The organism is Chryseobacterium sp. WLY505 (genome assembly GCF_030846215.1).
Lineage (GTDB): Bacteria > Bacteroidota > Bacteroidia > Flavobacteriales > Weeksellaceae > Chryseobacterium.
Genome location: NZ_JAVCWI010000002.1, coordinates 275301 through 296994 on the forward strand (window position 1 = coordinate 275301; position 21694 = coordinate 296994).

A 21694-nucleotide genomic window follows, 5' to 3' on the forward strand; every position below is an offset into this window, starting at 1 on the left:
CGTAATCCCTATTACCTGCAACATATTACCTTTCATCTGCCACCCAAAAAATGTTTAAAAATCAGCCATTTCGATTGGTAAAACTGACTCTTCTGATGTTTCTGGCGAAGTTTCCATGTTCCGGGAAGCTGGGCATAAAATCCAAAATGGGCTCTTACTACAGCCCACAGATGGGGGAAACCTTGCTTTAAACCGAAATAAATTCCGGCAATTCCATCCAGACATAATCTGAAAAATATCAGGAAGATCAAGCGGGGGAAAGGAAGATTTTTAAACATCATAGAAAGATTATTTCTGATGTTTAAATACGTTTTCTGTGCACTCTGCTTGTTGAGCGTTCCACCTCCTACATGATAAACTTTGGATTTCCCGGTGTAATAAATCTTTTTTCCTGAATTGATAAGCCTCCAGCAAAGGTCAATCTCCTCCTGGTGAGCAAAAAATCTTGCATCAAAACCATTCTGTTCCCAGAAATCTTTTGAACGGATGAAAAAGCAGCATCCTGATGCCCAGAAAATCTCCGTTTCGTCATTATATTGGCCTTTATCTTCTTCCAGATCATCAAAAACCCTTCCCCTGCAATAAGGATATCCAAGATTATCTATCAAGCCCCCGGCAGCACCTGCAAACTCGAAATAACTTTTTTTATGATAAGATAAAATTTTAGGCTGTACCGCTGAAATAGAAGGATTTTTTTCCAACAGTTCCAATACAGGTTCTGTCCAGTTCTCAGTAACTTCTACATCGGAGTTCAGAAGACAGTAATATTCATTGGGAATGGATTTCAATCCTTCATTATACCCCCCTGCAAACCCATAGTTCTGATCATTTTGAATAATATGTACGGTGGGAAAATTCCTTTGTAAAAACGCAATGGAATCATCCGTAGAAAGATTGTCTATCACATAGATATCCGCACTCTGAGAAAATTGTACCACACCCGGAAGAAATTTCTCAAGCCAATTTCTGCCATTCCAGTTTAAGATGGCAATTGCCAGTTTTTTCTGCATGTCAATCTATTTTTTTTCAGAATCAAAATTCTTAATGGAATCCTGATATTTCCATTTTCTGTGTGACCAAAGATAGTTGTCAGGATATTTGTGCAAAGTGTTTTCCAATAATTTATGAAATTTTCTCACAACTTCATTTTCTGTAAACTTTTCACCATCCGGATATATTCTGTGATAATTAACCTGATAATAACCGCGTTTTACCTTTTTCATTTCACAATAGATGAAAACAAGATCCATCCTTGTGGCAAGCCTGTCATAGCCTATAAAAGCTGGAGTACGCTGGTTCAAAAATTCCAGTCCGTAAGTGACATGAGCGTGGTGAGGCGTTTGATCAGCTACAAACATATACGCTGAATCTCCGTTATTTTTAGATCTGAAAATATTCAGAATAACTTCATTGGCTTCCAGTGCTTCATTTCCAAATTTGTTTCGGACTTTCTTCATCTGATTCTCCCAAAAATCACTGTTTACCTTTCTGTAAACGGGATGGCAGTGCGCCTGAGGAATAATTCTTGCCAGTGCATTGATCCATTCCCAATTGAAAACGTGCCCTGCCAGAAGAATAATATTTTTACCTTCTTCTTTAGCTTCGTGAAATAAATGCTGATTGATATGCTGCATCCTCACCCGGGATTCTGTTTCCGAAATGCTGAAAGATTTGATGGTTTCTACCAGATAATCTGAAAAATTAAGGTAGAATTTTTTTCTGATGTCTTTAATCTCTTCCTCAGATTTATCAGGGAAAGAGTTTTTAAGGTTTTGCGTAATAACCTCTTTTCTGTATCCTACAATATAATAATTCAGGAAGAAGATGACGTCCGAAAAAACATATAATATTTTCAGCGGAAGCTTGGAGATCAGATATAATATTTTGATTAGAAAATTCATAAAACACGCAAATTTAGTGATAATAAAATTATGGTTCTATTTTTGCAGAAGGATATATATTATTTTTTTTACTTTTATATTATGAAGAAATTGATAATATTCGCTTTCCTGGGTTTAAGTACTTTTGCTTTTTCGCAGGATGTAAAGAATTCGACTGATAAAGGAAAACAAAAAGCAGCTCTTATAGTTCCTGCAGAGCAGGCTAAATTAGAGGCTCAGAAAAAGGCAGCTGAAGAAAAGGCTAAGCTTCCTAAACCTTATGATCCAAAAGCTGATGCTCAGGCAGATATTAATAAATTAGTAGCCCAGGCTAAGAAAGAAGGCAAAAATATAATGATCCAGGCGGGTGGAAACTGGTGTATCTGGTGTCTTCGTTTTAATAATTTCGTACAAACTACTCCTGAACTGAAGGAATTAGCAGATAAAAACTATGTATATTACCATCTGAACTATTCTCCTGACAATAAGAATGAAAAAGTTTTTGCTCAATATATCAATATTAAGGAACAACAGTTTTATCCTTTCTTTATCATATTAGATAAGGACGGCAAAAAGCTTCATGTTCAGCAAAGTGAAGTTTTAGAATCAGGAAAAGGCTATAGCAGAGAAAAAGTAAAAGAATTCCTGGAAAAAGGAAAGATTCTTTAAAAAGAAACCCGTTCGTCAGGAACGGGTTTTTGTTTTTTTTATATTAAGAAGCAGCACAGAATTCCATGCGTATTGCACCTCTTCCATTAGCATCATAGCAAGCTGCGGCGCCTGAATACTGAATACACGAAGTACAAGAACTGATATATACCATACTTCCATCCGAGCAAGATGAAGCACATGATACTCCTCCTGTTAGTTTACTTAATTTCTCTCTTGATAATTTTTTCAAATTTTTCATGGTTATTGATTTTAGTTTTAGGCCGTAAATATATTGTTTTTTTAATTAAAATCCCTTTTCAGGGAGAAATTATAATAATTTTTTAATCCAGTTCAACTTTTTCTCAGAATAGGGAGGATATTTGATATTCGGTTCACCCCATGTTGCTTTTTCAAGAACTGCTTTTTGGTGAGAGAAGGTTTCAAAACCATACTTTCCGTGATAATTTCCTATTCCTGAGTTTCCAACACCTCCAAACGGAAGATTATCATTGCTTAAATGCATCACGGTATCATTGATACATCCTCCTCCAAAAGAAAGCTTTCGGGTAAATTGATCTTTCTCTTCAGCATTTTGGGTGAAAAGATAGGCGGCCAGAGGTTTTTCGAGTTCTACAATGGAGTTGAGTGCTGCATTGTAATTTTGAAAACTGATAACCGGCAGGAGAGGTCCAAAAATTTCCTCCTGCATGATGTCGTCATTCCAGTCTATATGATTCAGAATTGTGGGCTCGATATAGCGTTTTTCTTCATCACAATAACCTCCGGAATAGACTTTTTCTTTATCAATAAGACGTACCAGGCGTTGAAAATTCCTTAGATTAATAATTTTTGTATACTGTTCAGAATCCTGACCATATTTGAATTCTTTAATATATTTCCTGAGCATTTCCAGAAACTGTTCCTGAATGGTTTCTTCCACCAGGAGATAATCGGGAGCTACACAAGTTTGCCCTGCATTGAGGAATTTCCCCCAGACAATTCTTTTAGCTGCCATTTCGAGATGGGCATTTTTCGTGACAATAGCCGGAGATTTCCCGCCGAGTTCAAGGGTTACCGGAGTAAGGTGCTCTGCAGCTGCTTTGTACACAATCTTTCCGACTTTTGTACTTCCGGTAAAGAATATTTTATCAAACCTTAGTTTTAAAAGCGCGGTTGTCTCCTCAATACCTCCTTCATACACATACAGATATTCAGGCGGAAAGTTTTCATTGATGATGGCTGACATTGCTTTCATGGTATTTTCCGCAATTTCACTGGGCTTCAGAATGCAGCAGTTTCCGGCAGCTATTGCCGCAATAATGGGAGAAAGTGATAGTTGATAAGGATAATTCCAGGCTCCGATCACCAGAATACAGCCCAATGGCTCTGAGTAAATTCTGCTGTTTCCCAGCTGATTAACAAGGTTGGTACTTACTTTTTTAGGCCTGGACAGAGATTTTAGGTTCTTGAGATAATAATTAATATCATTCAGAATAAAAGATAATTCCGTAGTGAAAGTATCAAATTTTGATTTTCCAAAATCCTTGTTAATAGCTTCATACAGCATATTTTCATTGGAAATAATAAGGTTTTTAAGCTTTTCAAGATACATTTTCCGAAAAGCAATGCTTTTGGTTTGCTGTGTTTTGAAAAAATCTCTTTGCTTCAGTAGAATGCTCTCAACTTCCATTGGTGACTTTTATAATATTAAACGTTCTTATTTTCAGGATCGCATGGATGGGAAATTTATTAATAATAATTAAATATTGATTTAAATAAAATCATTTTATATTATTTTTTAATTAATTTAATCATAAATATTGTGAAATTCATTGTTTGGTGATAAAAATGTTGTAGTTTTATTTGTATAAATTTTGCGGATGAGAAAATTGTTCTATTTATTTCCCTTATTCTTTTGTTATTTCAGTTACGCACAATGTACAAGCTGCGGCGTTCAAAACCCTACAGATCCCAACTATCATTTTCCGGATAATACTACGGTTTGTTTTACTTCGGATATGACATTTAATAATCCGACATTCGGAACAAACGCTAAAATCTGCATTGCTTCCGGTGTTACCCTGCAGTTTCAGAATAATATCAGTGGAGTAATTAATGCTCCGTTGAGTTTTGAAGTGCATGGAACGCTTAATTTTAATCAGACATTGACAGCTGTTGCCGATCTTGATGTACACGTTTATAATACCGGAAATATAACGGTTGGAGGAGGCAATGGTAACCTTACGATGGACGGGCAGGTGAATAACATTATTAATGAAGGACTTATTGAACTTGGCGTTTTACAGTTAGGTGATAACACCAATAATACTATTGATAATTATGGGAATCTGAATATCAACGGAAACCTTAATATGAGCAGTTCTGCAACTACTTTGTTCAGAAATGAAGGAGGCGGACTGATATTGCTCAGTGGAAATTATGGAAATAGTGAACAGAGTGTCTATGTGAATTGTGGAACTATTATTTCTCAGAGCGGATTTAATATTAATGGCGGTAAAATTATTAACACAGGATTTTTTACCGTTGGGGGAGATATTAATTTGTCCGGAAGCAGCAGCGAAATTTACAATTTTGGACTTTTTACCTCCACGGGAAATATGAGTAATGCCCCTGCTGATGCTGTTATTTATAATGAAGGCGAAATGGCGCTGAACCAATATCAAGGGGGGAATGCTGCCATTCAGGGACCTGCTTCCTCTACAAAAAAAGGATATATCGTTTTGCAAAATCCTATTCAGGTGGGAAATGTCGTGATTGGTCCTAATCTCGATTTCCGAAGAACTACTGGCGTATCTGATCCGGGCACGGTTTTCATGAACAGTAATCCAAGTTTTCTGACGAATGTTACCTATGATTGTGCTTCTACCAACAGCTGTAGTGCACCTTTAATCATTAATCCCGGATTTTGTCCTGCCATTAATGGAGATTTGCCCCCAATGGCGGTAGATGACACCTATACTATTGTTGCAGGAGGATCTTCTGCAGGAATCGTTCTGGATAACGACTTTGAAACCTACGGCGGAGCACAGGCAACCCTGTCCAATGTTGTTTTATCTCAGATATCAACATCAAATCCCAATATTTCATTGAATACAAATGACGGACATATTCTGGCAGCTCCGGGAACTCCTCCAGGAACATATACTTTAGTCTATCAGATCTGCCAGACCGCTTCTCCGTCAAATTGTGATACGGCAACGGTAACTGTTACGATTCAGGGGAATGTACCTTGTTATAAACCTGCAGTGACAGCAGGAACCGTACTTGCTCCGGATTTTGGAATTACTTCATTAAGCAGAGCAGATAAAGGAGGAAGTAACTGGCCGGGAGTAAGAACAGGAGCGTGGGCTGTACTGGAATCAAAGAATAAAGGTTTTGTTCTTAACAGGCTTACCGATGCTCAGGTTGCAGCCATCCCACAGGCAGACCTTAAAGAAGGAATGATCGTTTACAATACGACACAAAATTGTCTGCAGGTTAATATTGACGGAACTGCCACAGGCTGGAAATGTTTCAATACCCAAACCTGCCCGGATTAACAAAAAACTGAATCGTTATGAAAAAAATAGCCTTAATCATTATAATAACAGCTTCCGGAATCTTTAATGCCCAGGTTGCTTTAGGAAAAACGACATTAGAATCAGCTTCATCATCTGTTGAGTTTGGAAATGAAAACCGCGGTATTGTTCTTCCTTGGGTAATAGATACTTCCGGTATTCAAAATGTGGTGAATGGCACATTAATATTTGATACTTCAGATATGAAAGTGAAAGTCTATCAGAATAATGTTTGGAAAGACCTTTCCGTGGATGCTGCAGGCGTTGCTGATACGAGTCTGCAGGATAGTCTGGCAGATCAGCCTGATGCAAAGGTTTCTATAGGAACACCATCATCTGTTTCCGGAATTCTGGTGCTCGAAGACAATAATAAAGCTATGATTTTACCGAAAGTAGCTTCTCCCCATCTCAATATTATTTCTCCTGCCGCGGGTATGATGGTTTATGATACCCAGAAAAAGCAATTGGCAGTTTTCAACGGAACAGTCTGGTCTTTTTGGGGAGAATAATTCTACATGATATTTCTTACCGCAATTTTTACAGGATGATACAACAGCAATCCAATTGCCGTAACAAGTGCCAGCCAGAATAATCCCGTGAAAATTTCCATATTGGAAAGGAGGATAGACTGAGCGTTTATTTTAGCTTTAAAAGCACCTGCTGTCATGGATAAAGAATCATTCACTGACAGTTTCGAAATATTAGCTCCGAAAATTTGACTCCATTGATTGTAAAAAACAGGATTGGTATCTGTAAAATTAGCACTGAGGGTATCAGCATGTTTTAATGTTAAAAAAAGCATCAGGTTTTGCATCAATGCATATCCGATAGCGGTTGTCCAGAAACGGGTTGTCGTTCCTAACGCTGTAGCATTGGATACATATTCTTCCGGAGTTCCTGAAATCAGAAAGAAAACAAGGGGGGTAAATAATAATCCCTGTGCAACTCCCTGCAGAAATAATGGCGGACAGATGGTAGAAAGGGTAGTATCGGGATAAAAAGTATACGTAAACCATGCACAGTCAATGGCCAGTAAAAGAAATCCTGTAAAGAAAACAATCCTTGAGGAAATTCCGCGAACCAGGCAGATTCCTGATAATAGTATTCCCAAAAGAGTTCCTGCCACATTCCAGTACTGAATGTTCACAATATAATCCCAGGGCCATTTCCACACGGTAGCCATGATGCTGTAGACATTATTCAACCCGGAACGGATCAGATAAAAAATAAAAAACAGAATCATTCCTGCAATCACATTTTTGGAGCTGAAGACTTCAAAATGGAACAACGGTCTCTTGGAATTTCTTTGTTTCAACATAAATAATCCTCCTGAAAGAAGAAATATAAACAGGCACATAATAATGGTATCAGACTCAAACCACATGAGTCTTTTGCCATAAATAATAGCATAACCGCCAGCCTGGAGACATACCCAAAGCAAAAACCAGCTGGTAATATCCAATTGGTACAAAGGTTTTTTAGGAAAGAATCTGTTTCTGTTGAATAAAGCAATACCAATAATCAGGACAAATACATGGAAGTACACCATCATCAGAATCATATGCTGAAAATCGTAATCTTCAATACTTGATTTCAACAGGGAAGTGGTAATCGTTCCTCCGGTCAGCATGATCGTATACATGAAGAGATATGCTAAAACTTTGGCATGTTTTGTTTTTAATTCAGCAATAATTAAAGGCAGAAAAATAGCGCCTTCCAGCAACCCGAAAATTCCTTCTAAAAACCTGATCACCAATATGACATGATAATCATGGGTGACTGATAAAACGTAAAGAATGATTACGGAAATGGAAGCCATCAGCAGTACATAATATTTGACGCTGAAATAGGCCATAAACCGCTGTAAAACTAAAAGGGTAACCACAAATGTCCCGTACATCAAAATCATTAAATACTGGATGTCATCTGAATCTACATCCATAAAAGAAGATGTGAAGGCGCTGTTCGAATGTAAAAGCGACAACAACATCAGGTGGGGAAACAATGCCAGTATAAGAAGAGGCAGTTTCAGCCATTGTGGTACCCATTTATGATAAACTGTATTGTGTTGCATAATTTGTAAGCATTAAGCTTAGAAAAGGATATGGTAAATGAACAAATCGTCATTGAACCGGATTTAAAAATGCGAAAAGACAAAGAGCAAAGGTGTAAATAAGTAAAAGGTAAAATGGCAAATATGCATAAGAAAAAATTGGCAGATTCGCTATTTTGCAGTTTGCCTTTTCGCTAAAAAAATAATTTAATTGTAAAATCTGAGATAAGTTGATCGGAAGTTAATTTTGCACTCTAAAACTCTAAAACTCTAAAACTCTAAAACTCTAAAACTCTAAAACTCTAAAACTCTAAAACCCTCCCACACTCAAACTCATATCTTCTTCGCACTCACCAGAACATTCATTCCGGAAAGCAGTTTTTCGTTGTCTTTATTGTTTTCCAGAATAATTTTCACAGGAAATCTCTGTTCAATTTTCACAAAATTTCCCGTTGCATTATCAGGTTTTACCAGGGAAAACTGAGAACCTGACGCTGGAGAAACGGAAAGAATTTTTCCTTTAAACTCAACATCGGGATAAGCATCTGCCGTAATGATTACTTCTTTGCTCTGATCAATCTGTCCAAGCTGTGTTTCTTTATAATTGGCAATGATCCATTTTTCTTTGCTCACGATTTGTACCAAAGCCTGTCCTTCTTTAATCAACTGTCCTTCCTGAATGGTTTTTTTTCCAACCCACCCGTCATAAGGAGCTGTAATTACAGTATAAGAAAGGTACAGTTTAGCATTATTAAGACTTGCAGAACTCTGCTGGATCTGGCTTTTTACCGGAGCAACTTTGGTTTGTTGTTCGTTCGCTCCGGCTTTTACTGCGTTTTTCTGCTGTTCCAATGCTAAAAGATTGGCTTTTGATTGTTCATAAGAAGCTTTTACATTTTCAAATTCCTGCTCTGTAGCTGCATCTTCTGACAACAGGTTTTTATATCTTTTAAAATCCTGTTCCGTTCTCCAGATATCAATTTTTGCAGAAGCAATTTTAGCATCAATGATCTTGGTGTCGCTTTCTTTGGTACTCACCCCGCTTTCAATGGTACTGATGGTTGCCGTATTGGCATGAAGATTCGCTTCAGCCATGTGTACCTGGTTCACAAACTCTCTGTTGTCGATGACAATTAAAGTGTCGCCTTTATGTACAAACTGATTTTCGTTAAACCGTATCGTTTTGATGAAACCCGATACCTTACTGGATACAGGCGTGATATATTGCTCGATCTGCGCATCATTCGTCGTCACATTTTTTCTCGAAAAAAGATAAAAGCTTACCATTCCCGTGATTCCGCTGATGATCAGGATCCAGGCCAGTAAAGTAATGGACTTGTTGATTCTTTTTTCCTTTTGTGTCAATTGTTTCTGTGCCATAGTTTTTATAAGTTCCCAATAGTATATTGGAGTTGGTAGTATTTAAGTTGTCGGTTGATTTTTACGGAAATAAGATTAGATTCAGCTTCCAGATACGTGTTGTCTGCATCTATCAGTTCAGTGATAAGACTTAGTTTATTGGCATATTTAGTTCTTACAATACGGTAATTTTCCTTAGCCTGATTAATCGCTTCTTCAGCAATTTTTACCTTCTGGTCTGTCTCTTCAAACTTTTTATAGGCTTCGTAAACATTGTGTCTTACATTTTCCTCGTTTTCTTCAATCTGCAGTTTGGCAAGATCAATATTTTCCCTTGCTTCCTGCATTCTGTACTTATTTTTGTACAGATTCTCGATAGGATAGGTAAGGTTTACCCCCACCATTCCCAGGCGATATGCATAGGGTTCAGGAGGAAAGAACATCATATTCGGATATTTTAAAAAATATTCTCCTCCAGCTGTAATTTTGGGTAAATAATTCGCTTTGGTAATCTTTTGATCCAGTTCTTTCAGAGAAAGATTCTTATGGGTGATTTCAACAGACTCATTTTTGCTTAAAGCTGTTTCTGTCAGTTCATCAACATAAGGAATGGCAGCATTATCCGAAATAAGATCTTCTGTATTGACATGCATTTCCTGACTTTCAGGAAGAGAAAGGATAGTCTTCAGTTTGTGTTCAGCAATCTGAATATCATTATCCAGTTCCGTCCAGCTCATTTTATGGTTTGACAGCTGTAGTGAGGTTCTTAAGACTTCATTGACCGTTACAACGCCATTAGCTTTCAACGCTTTTACCTGTTTGATGTTGACAGAATCTTCCTTCATTTTATCATTAATAAGACTCTGTTGCTCTTTTAAATGATGAATCTGTAGAAAAGCAGTAATGATGGCCATTTTAAGCTGTCTTTCGTCCAGATGGGTTTTTAAAGCTGAAATTTCAGTATCTATCGCCGCTTTTTTCTCTGTATTTTTAATTTTTCCTCCCATGTATACCGGAATGGAAGCGGATAATGTAAAATCATACATTCCATTAATCACATCGTACTTGGTCGCTTTATTAAATACGCCATTCTGATGCTGAAACAGGTTGGTGACCTGATTGTAGCTTGTATGAAATTCAATGTCCGGAAGTTTTTCCATTTTGAGATCTTTCTCTTTGGTAACGGACATTTCCTGTTTCAGATGACTGATCTGTATGTTTTTATTGTTTTTCAGACCAATTTCTACAGCTTGTTGTAAGCCGAGATGCTGGTAATCGATCATCTGTGAATGTAAAAAGTTGCTCAATAATAAGCACAACGCAATGCACATATACCGGCATGCGTTCAATATGATATTCATAAATTAATTAAAGGATTTTTGCTAAAATGATTTTGATGCAGCAAAGTTACGATGAGAAGCTACAGACCCTATTTGTGAAAACAGAAAAAGATTTGCTCATTTACGCCAATTTAGAAATTCTTCTTACCTTTATGGGATGAACAACAGCCATTTTAAAGAAGTAGAAGAAGATGATACCGAATTTTACATTTATCACGTCCTTACCGGAAATGTAACCACAGAGATTCATTATCACAGTTCTGCACAGTTAGTCTATGCAGAAGGCGGTATTGTACATGTTTTTACAGATCAGAAACACTGGTATCTTCCTGCCAGATGTTTTATGTGGATTCCGGCCGGAACTCCTCACTATATTTTTTCTACCAGTCCGAAGGTTGATTTATATAACTTTTATTTTAAGAAAGAAGAGAATGAAAGTGGCTTTTTTGATGAAATCAACATTTATTCCGTTAATAATTTACTGCGGGAGATGATTTTGTATACTAAAGAATGGGATGGGAAAATCACAAAAAATGATACCTCTAAATACTTTTTCCTCAAAGCACTTAAAGGCGTTTTGCAGGAGAAAAAACACAAACACCTTGCCTTTCCCATACAGCATCCGTTTCCCAAAGATGAAACTTTACTGAAGATTGCAAGATATATCCATGCTAACCTTGAGAAGCCTCTTACAATCGAATCTACGGCAAAAGAATTCGGAATGAGTACAAGAACCCTTTCCAGGAAATTTAAAGAGATTCTGGGCATGAATTACATTCGTTTTCTACGGGCGTTGAGAATTACCCGCTCGCTTGAGCTGATGCTGGAAGGAAAATATAATATGTACGAAATTGCCATGATGGTAGGATACAACAGCTTGTCGTCTTTCAGTAATATTTTCAAAAAGGTAATTGGTATTGCCCCTACGGAGTATCAGCATAAACTGAGAGGGGATAAGTAGTGAGTGGGAGGGTTTGAGTGTTTGAGATTTGGGTTACGGGGTGCGTGTTACGAGGTAACGGGGTTTATAGTGCGGGATAAACTTTCTTGCCTGTTCCTACGTATAAGGTTGTTAAAAAGCTAATTTAACGAGTAATAGCAGTTAAGCTTTCCTATATTCCCCTTCCCTGAAGGGGTGGATTTTTGCAAAGCAAAAAGACGGGGTAGTTCATACCAATCTTACTTCAACGTCACCCTATACAAAAGAAAAACCACTTCAATAAATTGAAGTGGTCTGTATTTTGAGAAATTCTCAGTGGCTTATTAAGCTTCTTCAGTTTTAGCTTCTTCTTTTTTAGGAGCTGCTTCCACTGGAGCATCAGATACGATATCAAACTCGTAGTTGTACTCAACATTTCTGTGAAGTCTGATAAGAGCTGCGAATTTACCAGTTCTTTTGATCGTGTTACCAGGAATCTTGATGTATTTTTTCTCTACAGAAACACCAGCTTTTTCTAAAGCAGCAGATAGGTCAGCATTGTTGATAGATCCGAATAATTTGTCACCAGCACCTACTTTTGCAGGGATCGTGATAGAAGTTTTCTTCAATTGCTCAACTACAGCGTTAGCAGCAGCGATTAATTTAGCTTCTTCTTCTTTTCTAGCTTCTAATGTAGCTTCTAAAGCAGCTTTGTTTTTAGGTGTAGCTAAAAGAGCAATTCCTTGAGGAATTAAGAAGTTTCTAGCATAACCTGGCTTAACGTTTACTGTATCAAACTCAAGTCCTAAGTTTTCTACGTCTTTTTTTAGGATAATTTCCATTGTTGTTGTCCTTTTTAAGATTTTAGTTTATATCTAAAATCAAGTTAGAATTAATGATGTATTCAGCAACAAAAGAAGAGGAATACCTCTTCTTTTATTTATTTTTTGTCTTATTTCAATAAGTCAGCTACGTATGGTAGTAAAGCAAGGTGTCTTGCTCTTTTGATAGCAGCAGAAACTTTTCTTTGGTATTTTAAAGAAGTTCCAGTGTATCTTCTTGGTAAAATTTTACCTTGCTCGTTTACAAATTGTAATAAGAAATCAGCATCTTTGTAATCAACGTGCTTAATTCCGTATTTTTTGAATCTACAATATTTCTTTTCAGATTTTGTATTGATATCAAGTGGAGTAAGGAATTTTACTTCTGATTCTCCTCCTGCTGAGGCTTGTTTAGCCATTTCATCTATTGCCATGTCTTGTCTTTTTTAAAAAATAGGGTTAATAATTAAGCTTTAGCTGCTTTTACTTTAGCTCTTCTTGTTACAGCGTACTCTACAGCGTGCTTGTCAAGTTTTGTAGTAAGGTAACGGATTACTCTTTCGTCACGCTTAAATGCTAATTCTAAATCAGCAACTACAGTACCTTCTCCTTTAAATTCGATTAAAGTATAGAACCCATTCTTTTTCAATTGAATTGGGTAAGCTAATTTTTTTAATCCCCAGTTTTCTTTAGCAACGATTTCGCAGTTCTTTTCTTTGATTAGATCTACATACTTGTTCACTGCTTCCTCTACCTGTGCCTCAGATAGAACGGGAGTTAAAATGAAAACAGTTTCGTAATTGTTCATAATGTTAAAAAATTTGTTAATTATTTCGAGGTGCAAAAGTAGAAAATATATTTCTTATATGCAAGAGGATTGGTGAAATAGTTAGCGTTTCCTGAGAATGTCTATTCATCTTTTTATAGATTTCTGGATTCGGTTTCATCTTTGGATCTGATCTCCGTCAGAAAATTCACCTTCAAAACATCATACAAAGAATGTCTGCTTACAAGGATAGAGGCAATAGAAGAGACCATTCCGGCAAGCATCAGATGGAATATCAGGGAGTGTCTGTCCGTCATTTCCAGTACAATAATGGCGGAAGTAAACGGAGCTCTCGTAATGCCGGTAAGAAAAGCTACCATTCCGCCCAGAATTACCACATTGGTTTCGTTGGGTGTTAAATGAATAGCTCCAGAAATAACAGAGCCTATACTTGCTCCCGCAGTAAGAGCCGGAGCAAAAATTCCGCCGGCACCTCCTGAAGTAAAGGAAAGCGCAGGGCCCAGCATTCTGAGAATGGGAACATACCAGTCTTCATGTTTATCTTTAGTAAAAAGAACACGCTCCATAATTTCTTTTCCCGATCCCAGAACTTCTCTGTTGATGAAATAAGCGATGGAAGCAATAATTAAAGCACAAATGATCAGAAAGATTACATTGGCTTTATCTGTCTTCAGTTTTTTCTTCTTCCAGCTATTGATTGTAAGCATGATAACGGATAACTGACTCGCCAGAATGCCGGCAGTAGCTGCAACCAGTACAATCGGAAACATAACCATTAAAGAAACATCATTGGTTTTCGGATATCCCAGATATAAATAAGATCCTGCCAATGTTTGAGCGGTAAGGCCTGCAATAATTACTGCCGTAAACAAAGCCGTTTTAAAGTAATTGATATGGGTTTTTGACAACTCTTCAACCGCAAAAACAATTCCTCCAAGCGGAGTGTTGAATGCTGCTGCCAGTCCGGCTGCCGCTCCTGTCATAATCATGTTTTTCTTTGAAATTTTCGGCCACCATTCGGGAAGGTATTCATTCACTTTTCTGAAAACGGAACCCGCAATCTGAATAGTAGGACCTTCACGTCCTACCGCACCTCCTCCGATTACGAGGATCACGGAAGAAAGTATTTTGAAAAAAATAATTTTAATACTTAACAGATTTCGAATCTTTCTATGTTCTTTTGGGTTGGCCAGTTCTACAGCTGCCATCACCTGTGGAATACCACTTCCTTTGGCATTGGGCGCAAATTCTTTCACCAACCACCATGATAATACAAATCCTATAGGAGCAATAATGAAAATCATCCATGCATGCCAGTCGAAAATAAAATTCATGAGATGTTCACCCCATGCAAATACCTGTGCATACATCACAGCGAAAAACCCTGTAATTACAGATCCAATCCAAAAAGGAATAGCCTGAAGCAGATTGTGTTTCAGTTGTTCATTCCGTATATTATCGAAGGAATTTTTGAGAGATCTTTTTATGAGGGCGAAAATTTTCAGCATCTGCAGATTTTGAGGGATGAAATTACGGTAAAATCTGGAAATTATATTTCATTTAAAAACTTTGAGATGATTTCGGCACTTTCAACCGTAAGAATATCAGGAATACCAAAGCTTAAAATACTGTTTCTCACTTCAAGTTTAAAATTTTCATTGGGAAAACTTTTGATAATTTCTTTTCTCTTTTGAGTTAAAAAATTCATGGTTTTATATTGATCATTTCCTACTACATAAAAATCTTTAAACTCACGGTCTTTAAAATTAATATTGAAACTGCTGAAAATTCCTGCAACCTTATCCATTAATTTCTTTTTATTGAGGGAAATATATCCAAAGTTTTCATCTAATTCTTTTAATCCCCAAAGTTGAATGGTATCATATTTACGTCCTAAACGTGCACCTCGGGAAGTCATGCCAACTTTACTGACAATAAAAAGATAGAAAGTACTTTTTTGGTTTTTGTCTTTTACTAAATAACAGATTTGCGGGATAAATAACGGATACATATCATGAGAGCTGAATCGTTCATAAGGAGATTCTTTATTATCAATCACTGAAATATCATATGACTCAGAAAGGAGATCAAAAACCTCAGTAATTAATTTTTCATCTTCCTCTGTGAAATCAAAAAATCGTGTAATGTCATATTTTCTGTAATCCGGATCCATTTTCGCAAATAATATTTGTTTAAAAATAATGCTAATCAATCTAATTTCCAAAAAAGTTAGCACAGTATATAAATATTTTAAATAATTATTGATTTGATTTTTAATTGTTGTTTTTGTTGAATATTTGATATTTATTTAATAGGATAATTAGTCTTTTGGAGTATTGTTAAGCTTGGTAATGAAAAAACAAAAAAAGCCCCCGATTTAATCGAAGGCTTTCATTTTATATGATCAACAATAAGCAAAATTACTTATTACTGATTATTTATTACTTATATTTCTGTGTTCAGATCCCAGTTTTCAAGGTAGTCGTGAACGTGCTTCAGCATCATTCCTCCTAGGGAACCGTCTACCACTCTGTGATCATAAGAGTGAGACATGAACATTAAGTTTCTGATCGCGATTACATCTCCATCAGCGGTTTCAAGAACTGCAGGCTTCTTAACGATCGCTCCGATGGCTAAAATAGCTACCTGAGGCTGAGGAATGATAGGTGTTCCCATAAGGTTTCCGAAACTTCCTACGTTAGAAATTGTATACGTTGCCCCTTGAGTATCTTCTGGTCTCAATTTCTTGTTTCTTGCTCTGTAAGCCAGGTCATTGATTGCCTTTGCAAGACCTGAAAGAGATAACTGATCAGCATTTTTGATCACAGGAACAATAAGGTTTCCGTCCGGAAGGGCAGTAGCCATACCGATGTTGATATTTTTCTTTTTGATGATGTTTTCACCATTTACAGAAACATTGATCATTGGGAAATCCTGGATGGCTTTCACTACCGCTTTTACGAAAATAGGCATGAAAGTCAGTTTTTCACCTTCACGTTTTTCGAATACAGCTTTGTTTTTATTTCTCCATTTTACAACGTTGGTAACGTCTGTTTCAATGAAAGAAGTAACGTGTGGAGCAATTTGCTTTGCTTTTACCATGTTTTCAGCGATGATCTTTCTCATTCTGTCCATTGGAATGATCTCATCACCTGCACTTACCGGAATGGTAGCTGCAGGAGCAGATACTGCCGGCTGTGGAGTAGATGCTGCTGGTGCCGGAGCCGCCTGCTGAGCTGGCTTGCTTCCTCTGTTAGCAACATACGCTAATATATCTTCTTTGGTAATTCTTCCTTCTAAACCGCTTCCTTTGATAGTTTTCAGTTCAGTTTCAGAAATGTTTTCCTGTTGTGCGATAGATTTTACGAGTGGAGACAGATAAAGATCTCCTGAGAATTCTACGTTTGAAGCAGCCACTGTTTGTAAAGGCTCTTCAATCGCTTTTAAAGTTTCAGCATCCGGAGTAGCCGCCGGAGTTTCAGTTTTTACTTCTTCTGAAGCTGTGCCTTCTCCTTCAATTTCTAAAATAGCAATGGCTTCACCTACTTTTGCAACTTCATCTTTTTGCTTTAAAATTTTTACAATTTTCCCCGAAACTGGTGTCGGTACGTCTGAATCTACTTTATCTGTTGCAATTTCTACTACGGAGTCATCCTCCTTTACATTATCACCTTCATTGAATAACCAAGTGATAATTGTCGCTTCCATAACCCCTTCTCCCATGGATGGAAGCAATAATTTGTATTCTGCCATTTTTGATTTTTAGATTTTGACAAATATATAAAAAAAATCGGTTTTTTTAAGAAATATATAATCTTAGCTAAATTCGATATAAATATTTTCGCCTACATTCAGTCCAAACAGGCTTTTAGCACCGTTTTTCTTGCTTCCTTTGTAGATGGTAAGCTCCAATAACTGACTATCATTGAAGATAGCAGCAGACTGCCCGTGGAATTCGGTCTCCCTTTTCCAGTCTGAAACCACCTCTGTGTGACTTGAAAATATTCGTGAAAGGCTTAAATTTCTGAATTTTATCGTAAAACTGCTATAGCCTTTACTGATGTTTTCAAAAAAATCTTTATTGATATTTGATATTATATTTCCGAAATTGTCAATATAAGTCACTTCACCAATAATCATTCCTTCCGATTCATTATAAACCGCTCGTGGAAACATGAGTTGTTTTGCAGTGTTTATTTTTCTTCCTATAACTTCAGGAAGTCCGCCATTGGCAAGATGCACTGCTGCAGGAACAAAAATGTCTGTAGAAGTGAAGTTGATAACGTCATCAAAACGATTGTTGAGCGTAAGCTCGTAGATCGCTTCCGGTTTAATATCAAAAAATATGAGGCTTAAAAGGCCGTTATCTGCCGCCAGGAAGTAAGATCCGTCAGCTTTATAAATAAGATTCTTTCTCGATTTGTTGTAAAAACTGTCTACGGAAAGAATGTGGATGCTTCCTTTGGGAAAATATTTATAAGCATTTCTTACAATATACGATGTTTGTATAAGGTTGAATGCCTGGATTTCGTGGGTGATATCAATAATATTAACCTCAGGGTTTAGAGACAGAATTTTGCCTTTCACAGCGGCAACTCTGTAATCTAAATTTCCGAAATCCGAAGTAAGGGTAATAATTGACATGAGCAATTTATAGAATAGTGTAGTATTGCAAAGTTATTTAAAATAAAAAGAAAGCCCGAAAGATTGTTGAAAAGAATTTGATATAAATTTGAAAAAAAGCTTTAATTTTAAAATCTAAAAATAAAAATACTGCATGTTTGAATTAACATATGATTTGGAAGATATCGATGCGAAAATCTTCTATGGAGTTAATAACCAATATTTCAACTTAATAAAATCAAGCTTTCCAACCATTAAAATTACAGGAAGAGATCATTTTATCTTTGCCATGGGAAATCAGGAAGCTTTAGACATACTGAAACAAAAACTGGACGATATTGTCAGTTTTATCTCCAAAAACAATTCAATAGGGCTGAAAGATGTTGAAAATATATTGAATATTAAAGACGAAAATGAGAAGCAACTGGTATTCGATCAGGATATCATTGTAAAAGGAGTTAACGGAAAAGTAATTAAAGCTAAGACGACCAATCTTAAAAAGCTGGTCAAAGAGACGGAGAAAAAGGACATGGTTTTTGCCATTGGGCCTGCAGGTACCGGAAAAACTTATACCAGCGTTGCATTGGCGGCAAGAGCTTTGAGAGATAAAGAGGTGAAAAGAATTATCCTTACAAGACCGGCTGTAGAAGCAGGAGAAAGTCTTGGATTCCTTCCTGGTGACCTTAAAGAAAAGCTGGATCCGTATTTACAGCCTTTATACGATGCGCTTCGTGATATGATTCCGCATGAGAAACTGGAAGGTTTCATGGAGAAGAAAGTGATTGAAGTAGCACCATTGGCTTTCATGAGAGGACGTACTTTGGATGATGCTTTTGTGATTCTGGATGAAGCACAGAATACCACTCATGCACAGATGAAAATGTTCCTTACCAGAATGGGGATGAATGCTAAGTTCATTATCACAGGAGATCCGAGTCAGATTGACCTTCCTAAGAACCAACAATCCGGACTGAAAGAGGCTATGAGAATTTTAAATGGAGTAAAAGAAATCGGATTTGTACATCTTACAGAAGAAGACGTAGTAAGGCACCCGGTTGTAAGAAAGATTATCCTTGCCTATAACGACGAAGAGAAAAGACTAAGAAACGATTAGTGAAAATGAGTAAAAGTTTCTGTTAACCTTTTATTAACTTTAAAATAGTTAGTTAAAATTTGTTAATTTGAAAAAAATAGTTAGTTTTGCAGACCTTAAATGTAAAAACTAACTAAACATGAAAAAACTTTTACTTGTTGCAGCAGTCGCTGCTATGGGAATTTGTGCCAACGCACAGGAATTTCGATTTGGTCCAAAAGCTGGTTTCGCAATGTCTACTATTAAACTAGACGATAAGCAAGATGATCTTGACGGAAGAAAAATGTCTCCTAAATATACCTTCTATATTGGTGGAATGGCTGAGTATAAATTCAATGATAACTTTGCTGTTCAGGGAGAGGTTTTGTATTCACCACTTGGAGCCAAGGAGAAAATTGATGGAGTAAACGCCGGAGGAATGTATTTTGGTGAATCAACTAAAGTAACTTTTGGAACTCTTTTGGTTCCTGTTTCTGCGAAATACTTTATTACAGAAGGTTTCTCTGTAGCTGCAGGTCTTAACGTTGGAATTATCCTTACTGCCAAACAAAAGACTGTAATTGGTTCAGATTTCCTTGATGTAGAAATGGAAGGAGATACCGGTGATGTAGATATTAAAAAAGATATCAAGTCTTTAAATCTTGCCCCTTTCTTAGGTGTTGAATATATGCTGGAAAACGGACTTTTCTTTGATGCAAGATACAGCTTGGGAGTATCCAACCTATCCAATGACAACAGCGGAGGTACTGTAAAGAATAGCTTTGCTCAGGTAGGTGTAGGCTTTAAATTCGGAGGAAACTAATTCTGAAAAATTTACTTTCAAATGATAATAAAAGCAGGACAAAATTTGTCCTGCTTTTCTGTTATAAGGCAATTTTATTCTAATGATGAAAATAATTAGTATTTTTGCAGGGTAAAATTTAAACTTAAAAAAATGAAAAAACTACTATTACTAGGTGCTTTTGCACTTTTAGGAGGTGCTGCTCAGGCACAGGAAGGTTTTAAATTGGGTGGACATATTGGTGTTCCTGTATCTGACGCAAGTGATGTATCTTCGTTTACATTAGGAGTGGATGCAGCTTATATGTGGAATATTGCTAAAGGTTTCGACCTTGGGGTAACAACAGGATATTCTCATTTCTTTGGAAAAGATAACTTTGATGATTTCGGATTTGTTCCTGTAGCTGTTTCCGGGAAATATAAATTTAAAGGCGCTCCAGTTTTTGTAGGATTAGACCTTGGATATGGTATTTCTACAAAGGATGGGGTAGATGGAGGTTTCTATGCACAGCCTAAATTTGGATATCAGATGTCTAAAGGAGAGTTGTATATCGGATATCAGTCTATCAGTAACAGACGTGATTATGGTTGGTACAAACATAATTGGAACGTAGGAGCTGTAAACTTAGGATTTAATTTCTTTTTGAAATAAGAAAAAGCAATCGCATATGAGAACTCCGGCCGAAGGCCGGAGTTTTTTCATTACTTATATATAAATGTACAGAGTGTTGATCATAAATTTTTAATGGAGTGGATCTATAACGATCAGAAATACGTGAAAATAGTCTTAAATAATAAACAATTGTTTAAATTTTAAGAGTTAATAACTTTAAAATTAGTAATTTAGGTTAATTAATTTTAGCATTTTTCCAGAATTGATGGAGTTTTACAAAAAATGGTAAAATTTAAAAAGTTAAATATATTTGTGTCTTGTTGAAAAAAAGTGATTTTTTTATTCATAATATTGTGAAAAACTTAATAAGTCCTCTTAACTAGGATTTATTTTTATAAAACTCCAAATTTTAACAATGATATTAATCACATTAACAAATTTTAATATTAGTGGGGACCACTGTAAATTTGCCCTCAGAAAGTATTAAAATTTTTTACAATGAAAAAAATATTATTAGCGGGTGCTGTTGCACTTTTCGGTTTATCAAACGCTCAGATTGCTAAAGGAACTACATATTTATCAGGATCTGTTGGTTATTCTCAAGTAGAAACAAACAACGGTAACCTTAAAACTGAAAACTTCAACGTATTACCTACAGTTGGATATTTCGTTAACACTAACTTAGCAATCGGATTAGGTGTAGGATACCAAACTGAAAAAACTACAGCTACTACGACTACTACAATCGGAAACGCTACAACTGTAAGCGAAAATGTAGTTAAGCAACCAGCTTTCGTTGTTGCTCCATTCGTAAGAAAATACTGGACTTTGTCTGACAAGTTGTATATCTTCGGACAATTAGCAGTTCCAATGCAGTTCGGAAAAACTGAAACTGAAACTAGCTCTGTAACTACAGCTGGAAATACTACAATTTCTAACTCTACTTCTACTGAAGCTAAATACACTCAAATCGGTGTTACTGTTAAGCCAGGTTTAGATTATTTCTTAAACAAAAACTGGTCTATCGAAGCTACTATCGGTGAATTCGGTTATAACAACTACAAGCCAAAAGATGGTGATGCTACAAACAACTACAACTTCGGATTGAATTTATCTTCTGTAACTTTCGGAGTTAAATATGTATTTGCAAAATAATAAACAAAGCATATAGCAAGAAAGCCCTGAGAAACCCTTAGG

Annotated in this window: 22 protein-coding genes; 8 read left to right on the plus strand and 14 right to left on the minus strand. The window is 36.4% G+C overall.

The window, feature by feature from the left end; genetic code table 11:
• Window positions 1-32: 32 nt before the first annotated feature.
• Together RAH34_RS06670 and RAH34_RS06675 are read right to left on the minus strand one after the other, a co-directional pair.
• Window positions 33-1010 (minus strand): glycosyltransferase family 2 protein, encoded by a 978-nt coding sequence (locus RAH34_RS06670; RefSeq protein WP_114821322.1) that lies wholly within the window; start codon window positions 1008-1010, stop codon window positions 33-35.
• Between the two features lie 6 nt (window positions 1011-1016).
• Window positions 1017-1901, minus strand: coding sequence for a lysophospholipid acyltransferase family protein (locus RAH34_RS06675; protein ID WP_114821323.1), 885 nt, complete (start codon window positions 1899-1901; stop codon window positions 1017-1019).
• Window positions 1902-1982: 81 nt separating this feature from the next.
• On the opposite strand from RAH34_RS06675, the gene RAH34_RS06680 reads away from it, so the two are divergent.
• Window positions 1983-2549 carry a thioredoxin family protein gene (locus RAH34_RS06680; RefSeq protein WP_114821324.1) on the plus strand — a complete coding sequence of 189 codons (567 nt, stop codon included), beginning with the start codon at window positions 1983-1985 and terminating at the stop codon, window positions 2547-2549.
• A gap of 43 nt (window positions 2550-2592) precedes the next feature.
• On the opposite strand, the gene RAH34_RS06685 is transcribed toward RAH34_RS06680, so the two are convergent.
• Both RAH34_RS06685 and RAH34_RS06690 read right to left on the minus strand, forming a co-directional pair.
• Entirely contained in the window at window positions 2593-2790 is a 198-nt protein-coding gene (locus tag RAH34_RS06685; RefSeq protein ID WP_306595589.1) for a hypothetical protein, read from the minus strand.
• 69 nt (window positions 2791-2859) lie between these two features.
• Window positions 2860-4221 carry an aldehyde dehydrogenase gene (locus RAH34_RS06690; protein WP_306595590.1) on the minus strand — a complete coding sequence of 454 codons (1362 nt, stop codon included), beginning with the start codon at window positions 4219-4221 and terminating at the stop codon, window positions 2860-2862.
• A gap of 190 nt (window positions 4222-4411) precedes the next feature.
• Here RAH34_RS06690 and RAH34_RS06695 point away from each other — a divergent pair, with 190 nt between their 5' ends.
• On the plus strand, window positions 4412-6091 hold the full coding sequence (locus RAH34_RS06695; RefSeq protein ID WP_306595591.1) for a hypothetical protein: 1680 nt from the start codon (window positions 4412-4414) through the stop codon (window positions 6089-6091).
• Between the two features lie 17 nt (window positions 6092-6108).
• Window positions 6109-6618 (plus strand): hypothetical protein, encoded by a 510-nt coding sequence (locus tag RAH34_RS06700; RefSeq protein ID WP_114821327.1) that lies wholly within the window; start codon window positions 6109-6111, stop codon window positions 6616-6618.
• A 2-nt stretch (window positions 6619-6620) separates the two neighbouring features.
• Here the strand turns inward: RAH34_RS06700 and RAH34_RS06705 are convergent, their stop codons facing one another.
• The 3 genes from RAH34_RS06705 to RAH34_RS06715 all read right to left on the minus strand — a co-directional run bounded on the left by RAH34_RS06705 (window position 6621) and on the right by RAH34_RS06715 (window position 10804).
• A complete protein-coding gene (locus RAH34_RS06705; RefSeq protein ID WP_162800937.1) occupies window positions 6621-8183 on the minus strand; it encodes an MFS transporter in 1563 nt (520 codons plus the stop codon).
• A 312-nt stretch (window positions 8184-8495) separates the two neighbouring features.
• Window positions 8496-9542, minus strand: coding sequence for an HlyD family secretion protein (locus RAH34_RS06710; protein WP_306595592.1), 1047 nt, complete (start codon window positions 9540-9542; stop codon window positions 8496-8498).
• Window positions 9543-9547: 5 nt separating this feature from the next.
• Complete coding sequence (locus tag RAH34_RS06715; RefSeq protein ID WP_306595593.1) at window positions 9548-10804, minus strand: TolC family protein; 1257 nt, start codon at window positions 10802-10804, stop codon at window positions 9548-9550.
• A gap of 214 nt (window positions 10805-11018) precedes the next feature.
• Here RAH34_RS06715 and RAH34_RS06720 point away from each other — a divergent pair, with 214 nt between their 5' ends.
• The gene (locus tag RAH34_RS06720; protein WP_306595594.1) at window positions 11019-11822 is read left to right on the plus strand and encodes an AraC family transcriptional regulator; all 804 of its coding nucleotides are present in this window, start codon (window positions 11019-11021) and stop codon (window positions 11820-11822) included.
• 302 nt (window positions 11823-12124) lie between these two features.
• On the opposite strand, the gene rplI is transcribed toward RAH34_RS06720, so the two are convergent.
• The 7 genes from rplI to RAH34_RS06755 all read right to left on the minus strand — a co-directional run bounded on the left by rplI (window position 12125) and on the right by RAH34_RS06755 (window position 18032).
• Entirely contained in the window at window positions 12125-12622 is a 498-nt protein-coding gene (rplI, locus tag RAH34_RS06725; RefSeq protein ID WP_047429787.1) for a 50S ribosomal protein L9, read from the minus strand.
• Between the two features lie 110 nt (window positions 12623-12732).
• Window positions 12733-13035: a 30S ribosomal protein S18 gene (gene rpsR, locus RAH34_RS06730; protein ID WP_002979091.1), complete on the minus strand. Its 303-nt coding sequence runs from the start codon at window positions 13033-13035 to the stop codon at window positions 12733-12735.
• A gap of 32 nt (window positions 13036-13067) precedes the next feature.
• Complete coding sequence (gene rpsF, locus RAH34_RS06735; protein WP_034695444.1) at window positions 13068-13409, minus strand: 30S ribosomal protein S6; 342 nt, start codon at window positions 13407-13409, stop codon at window positions 13068-13070.
• A gap of 113 nt (window positions 13410-13522) precedes the next feature.
• Window positions 13523-14896 (minus strand): chloride channel protein, encoded by a 1374-nt coding sequence (locus tag RAH34_RS06740; RefSeq protein WP_306595595.1) that lies wholly within the window; start codon window positions 14894-14896, stop codon window positions 13523-13525.
• 41 nt (window positions 14897-14937) lie between these two features.
• Window positions 14938-15561 carry a hypothetical protein gene (locus RAH34_RS06745; protein ID WP_114821333.1) on the minus strand — a complete coding sequence of 208 codons (624 nt, stop codon included), beginning with the start codon at window positions 15559-15561 and terminating at the stop codon, window positions 14938-14940.
• 272 nt (window positions 15562-15833) lie between these two features.
• A complete protein-coding gene (locus RAH34_RS06750) occupies window positions 15834-17141 on the minus strand; it encodes a dihydrolipoamide acetyltransferase family protein (protein WP_306595596.1) in 1308 nt (435 codons plus the stop codon).
• Window positions 17142-17204: 63 nt separating this feature from the next.
• Window positions 17205-18032 (minus strand): S-adenosyl-l-methionine hydroxide adenosyltransferase family protein, encoded by an 828-nt coding sequence (locus RAH34_RS06755; protein WP_114821335.1) that lies wholly within the window; start codon window positions 18030-18032, stop codon window positions 17205-17207.
• Between the two features lie 133 nt (window positions 18033-18165).
• On the opposite strand from RAH34_RS06755, the gene RAH34_RS06760 reads away from it, so the two are divergent.
• From RAH34_RS06760 to RAH34_RS06775, 4 genes are all read left to right on the plus strand, one after another.
• The gene (locus tag RAH34_RS06760; protein WP_002979097.1) at window positions 18166-19125 is read left to right on the plus strand and encodes a PhoH family protein; all 960 of its coding nucleotides are present in this window, start codon (window positions 18166-18168) and stop codon (window positions 19123-19125) included.
• A 118-nt stretch (window positions 19126-19243) separates the two neighbouring features.
• Complete coding sequence (locus RAH34_RS06765) at window positions 19244-19906, plus strand: porin family protein (protein WP_110010276.1); 663 nt, start codon at window positions 19244-19246, stop codon at window positions 19904-19906.
• Window positions 19907-20038: 132 nt separating this feature from the next.
• Complete coding sequence (locus RAH34_RS06770; protein WP_306595597.1) at window positions 20039-20536, plus strand: hypothetical protein; 498 nt, start codon at window positions 20039-20041, stop codon at window positions 20534-20536.
• Between the two features lie 459 nt (window positions 20537-20995).
• The gene (locus RAH34_RS06775; RefSeq protein ID WP_114821338.1) at window positions 20996-21652 is read left to right on the plus strand and encodes an outer membrane protein; all 657 of its coding nucleotides are present in this window, start codon (window positions 20996-20998) and stop codon (window positions 21650-21652) included.
• Window positions 21653-21694: the final 42 nt, after the last annotated feature.

Coding starts and splice junctions, on each gene's coding strand:
- RAH34_RS06760 (WP_002979097.1), top strand. CDS start 18,166: ATGTTTGAATTAACATATGATTTGGAAGATATCGATGCGAAAATCTTC.
- RAH34_RS06750 (WP_306595596.1), bottom strand. CDS start 17,141: ATGGCAGAATACAAATTATTGCTTCCATCCATGGGAGAAGGGGTTATG.
- rpsR (WP_002979091.1), bottom strand. CDS start 13,035: ATGGCAATAGATGAAATGGCTAAACAAGCCTCAGCAGGAGGAGAATCA.
- RAH34_RS06765 (WP_110010276.1), top strand. CDS start 19,244: ATGAAAAAACTTTTACTTGTTGCAGCAGTCGCTGCTATGGGAATTTGT.
- RAH34_RS06745 (WP_114821333.1), bottom strand. CDS start 15,561: ATGGATCCGGATTACAGAAAATATGACATTACACGATTTTTTGATTTC.
- rplI (WP_047429787.1), bottom strand. CDS start 12,622: ATGGAAATTATCCTAAAAAAAGACGTAGAAAACTTAGGACTTGAGTTT.
- RAH34_RS06670 (WP_114821322.1), bottom strand. CDS start 1,010: ATGCAGAAAAAACTGGCAATTGCCATCTTAAACTGGAATGGCAGAAAT.
- RAH34_RS06680 (WP_114821324.1), top strand. CDS start 1,983: ATGAAGAAATTGATAATATTCGCTTTCCTGGGTTTAAGTACTTTTGCT.
- RAH34_RS06690 (WP_306595590.1), bottom strand. CDS start 4,221: ATGGAAGTTGAGAGCATTCTACTGAAGCAAAGAGATTTTTTCAAAACA.
- RAH34_RS06710 (WP_306595592.1), bottom strand. CDS start 9,542: ATGGCACAGAAACAATTGACACAAAAGGAAAAAAGAATCAACAAGTCC.
- rpsF (WP_034695444.1), bottom strand. CDS start 13,409: ATGAACAATTACGAAACTGTTTTCATTTTAACTCCCGTTCTATCTGAG.
- RAH34_RS06755 (WP_114821335.1), bottom strand. CDS start 18,032: ATGTCAATTATTACCCTTACTTCGGATTTCGGAAATTTAGATTACAGA.
- RAH34_RS06695 (WP_306595591.1), top strand. CDS start 4,412: ATGAGAAAATTGTTCTATTTATTTCCCTTATTCTTTTGTTATTTCAGT.
- RAH34_RS06705 (WP_162800937.1), bottom strand. CDS start 8,183: ATGCAACACAATACAGTTTATCATAAATGGGTACCACAATGGCTGAAA.
- RAH34_RS06715 (WP_306595593.1), bottom strand. CDS start 10,804: ATGATCGATTACCAGCATCTCGGCTTACAACAAGCTGTAGAAATTGGT.
- RAH34_RS06685 (WP_306595589.1), bottom strand. CDS start 2,790: ATGAAAAATTTGAAAAAATTATCAAGAGAGAAATTAAGTAAACTAACA.
- RAH34_RS06775 (WP_114821338.1), top strand. CDS start 20,996: ATGAAAAAAATATTATTAGCGGGTGCTGTTGCACTTTTCGGTTTATCA.
- RAH34_RS06740 (WP_306595595.1), bottom strand. CDS start 14,896: ATGCTGAAAATTTTCGCCCTCATAAAAAGATCTCTCAAAAATTCCTTC.
- RAH34_RS06700 (WP_114821327.1), top strand. CDS start 6,109: ATGAAAAAAATAGCCTTAATCATTATAATAACAGCTTCCGGAATCTTT.
- RAH34_RS06770 (WP_306595597.1), top strand. CDS start 20,039: ATGAAAAAACTACTATTACTAGGTGCTTTTGCACTTTTAGGAGGTGCT.
- RAH34_RS06675 (WP_114821323.1), bottom strand. CDS start 1,901: ATGAATTTTCTAATCAAAATATTATATCTGATCTCCAAGCTTCCGCTG.
- RAH34_RS06720 (WP_306595594.1), top strand. CDS start 11,019: ATGAACAACAGCCATTTTAAAGAAGTAGAAGAAGATGATACCGAATTT.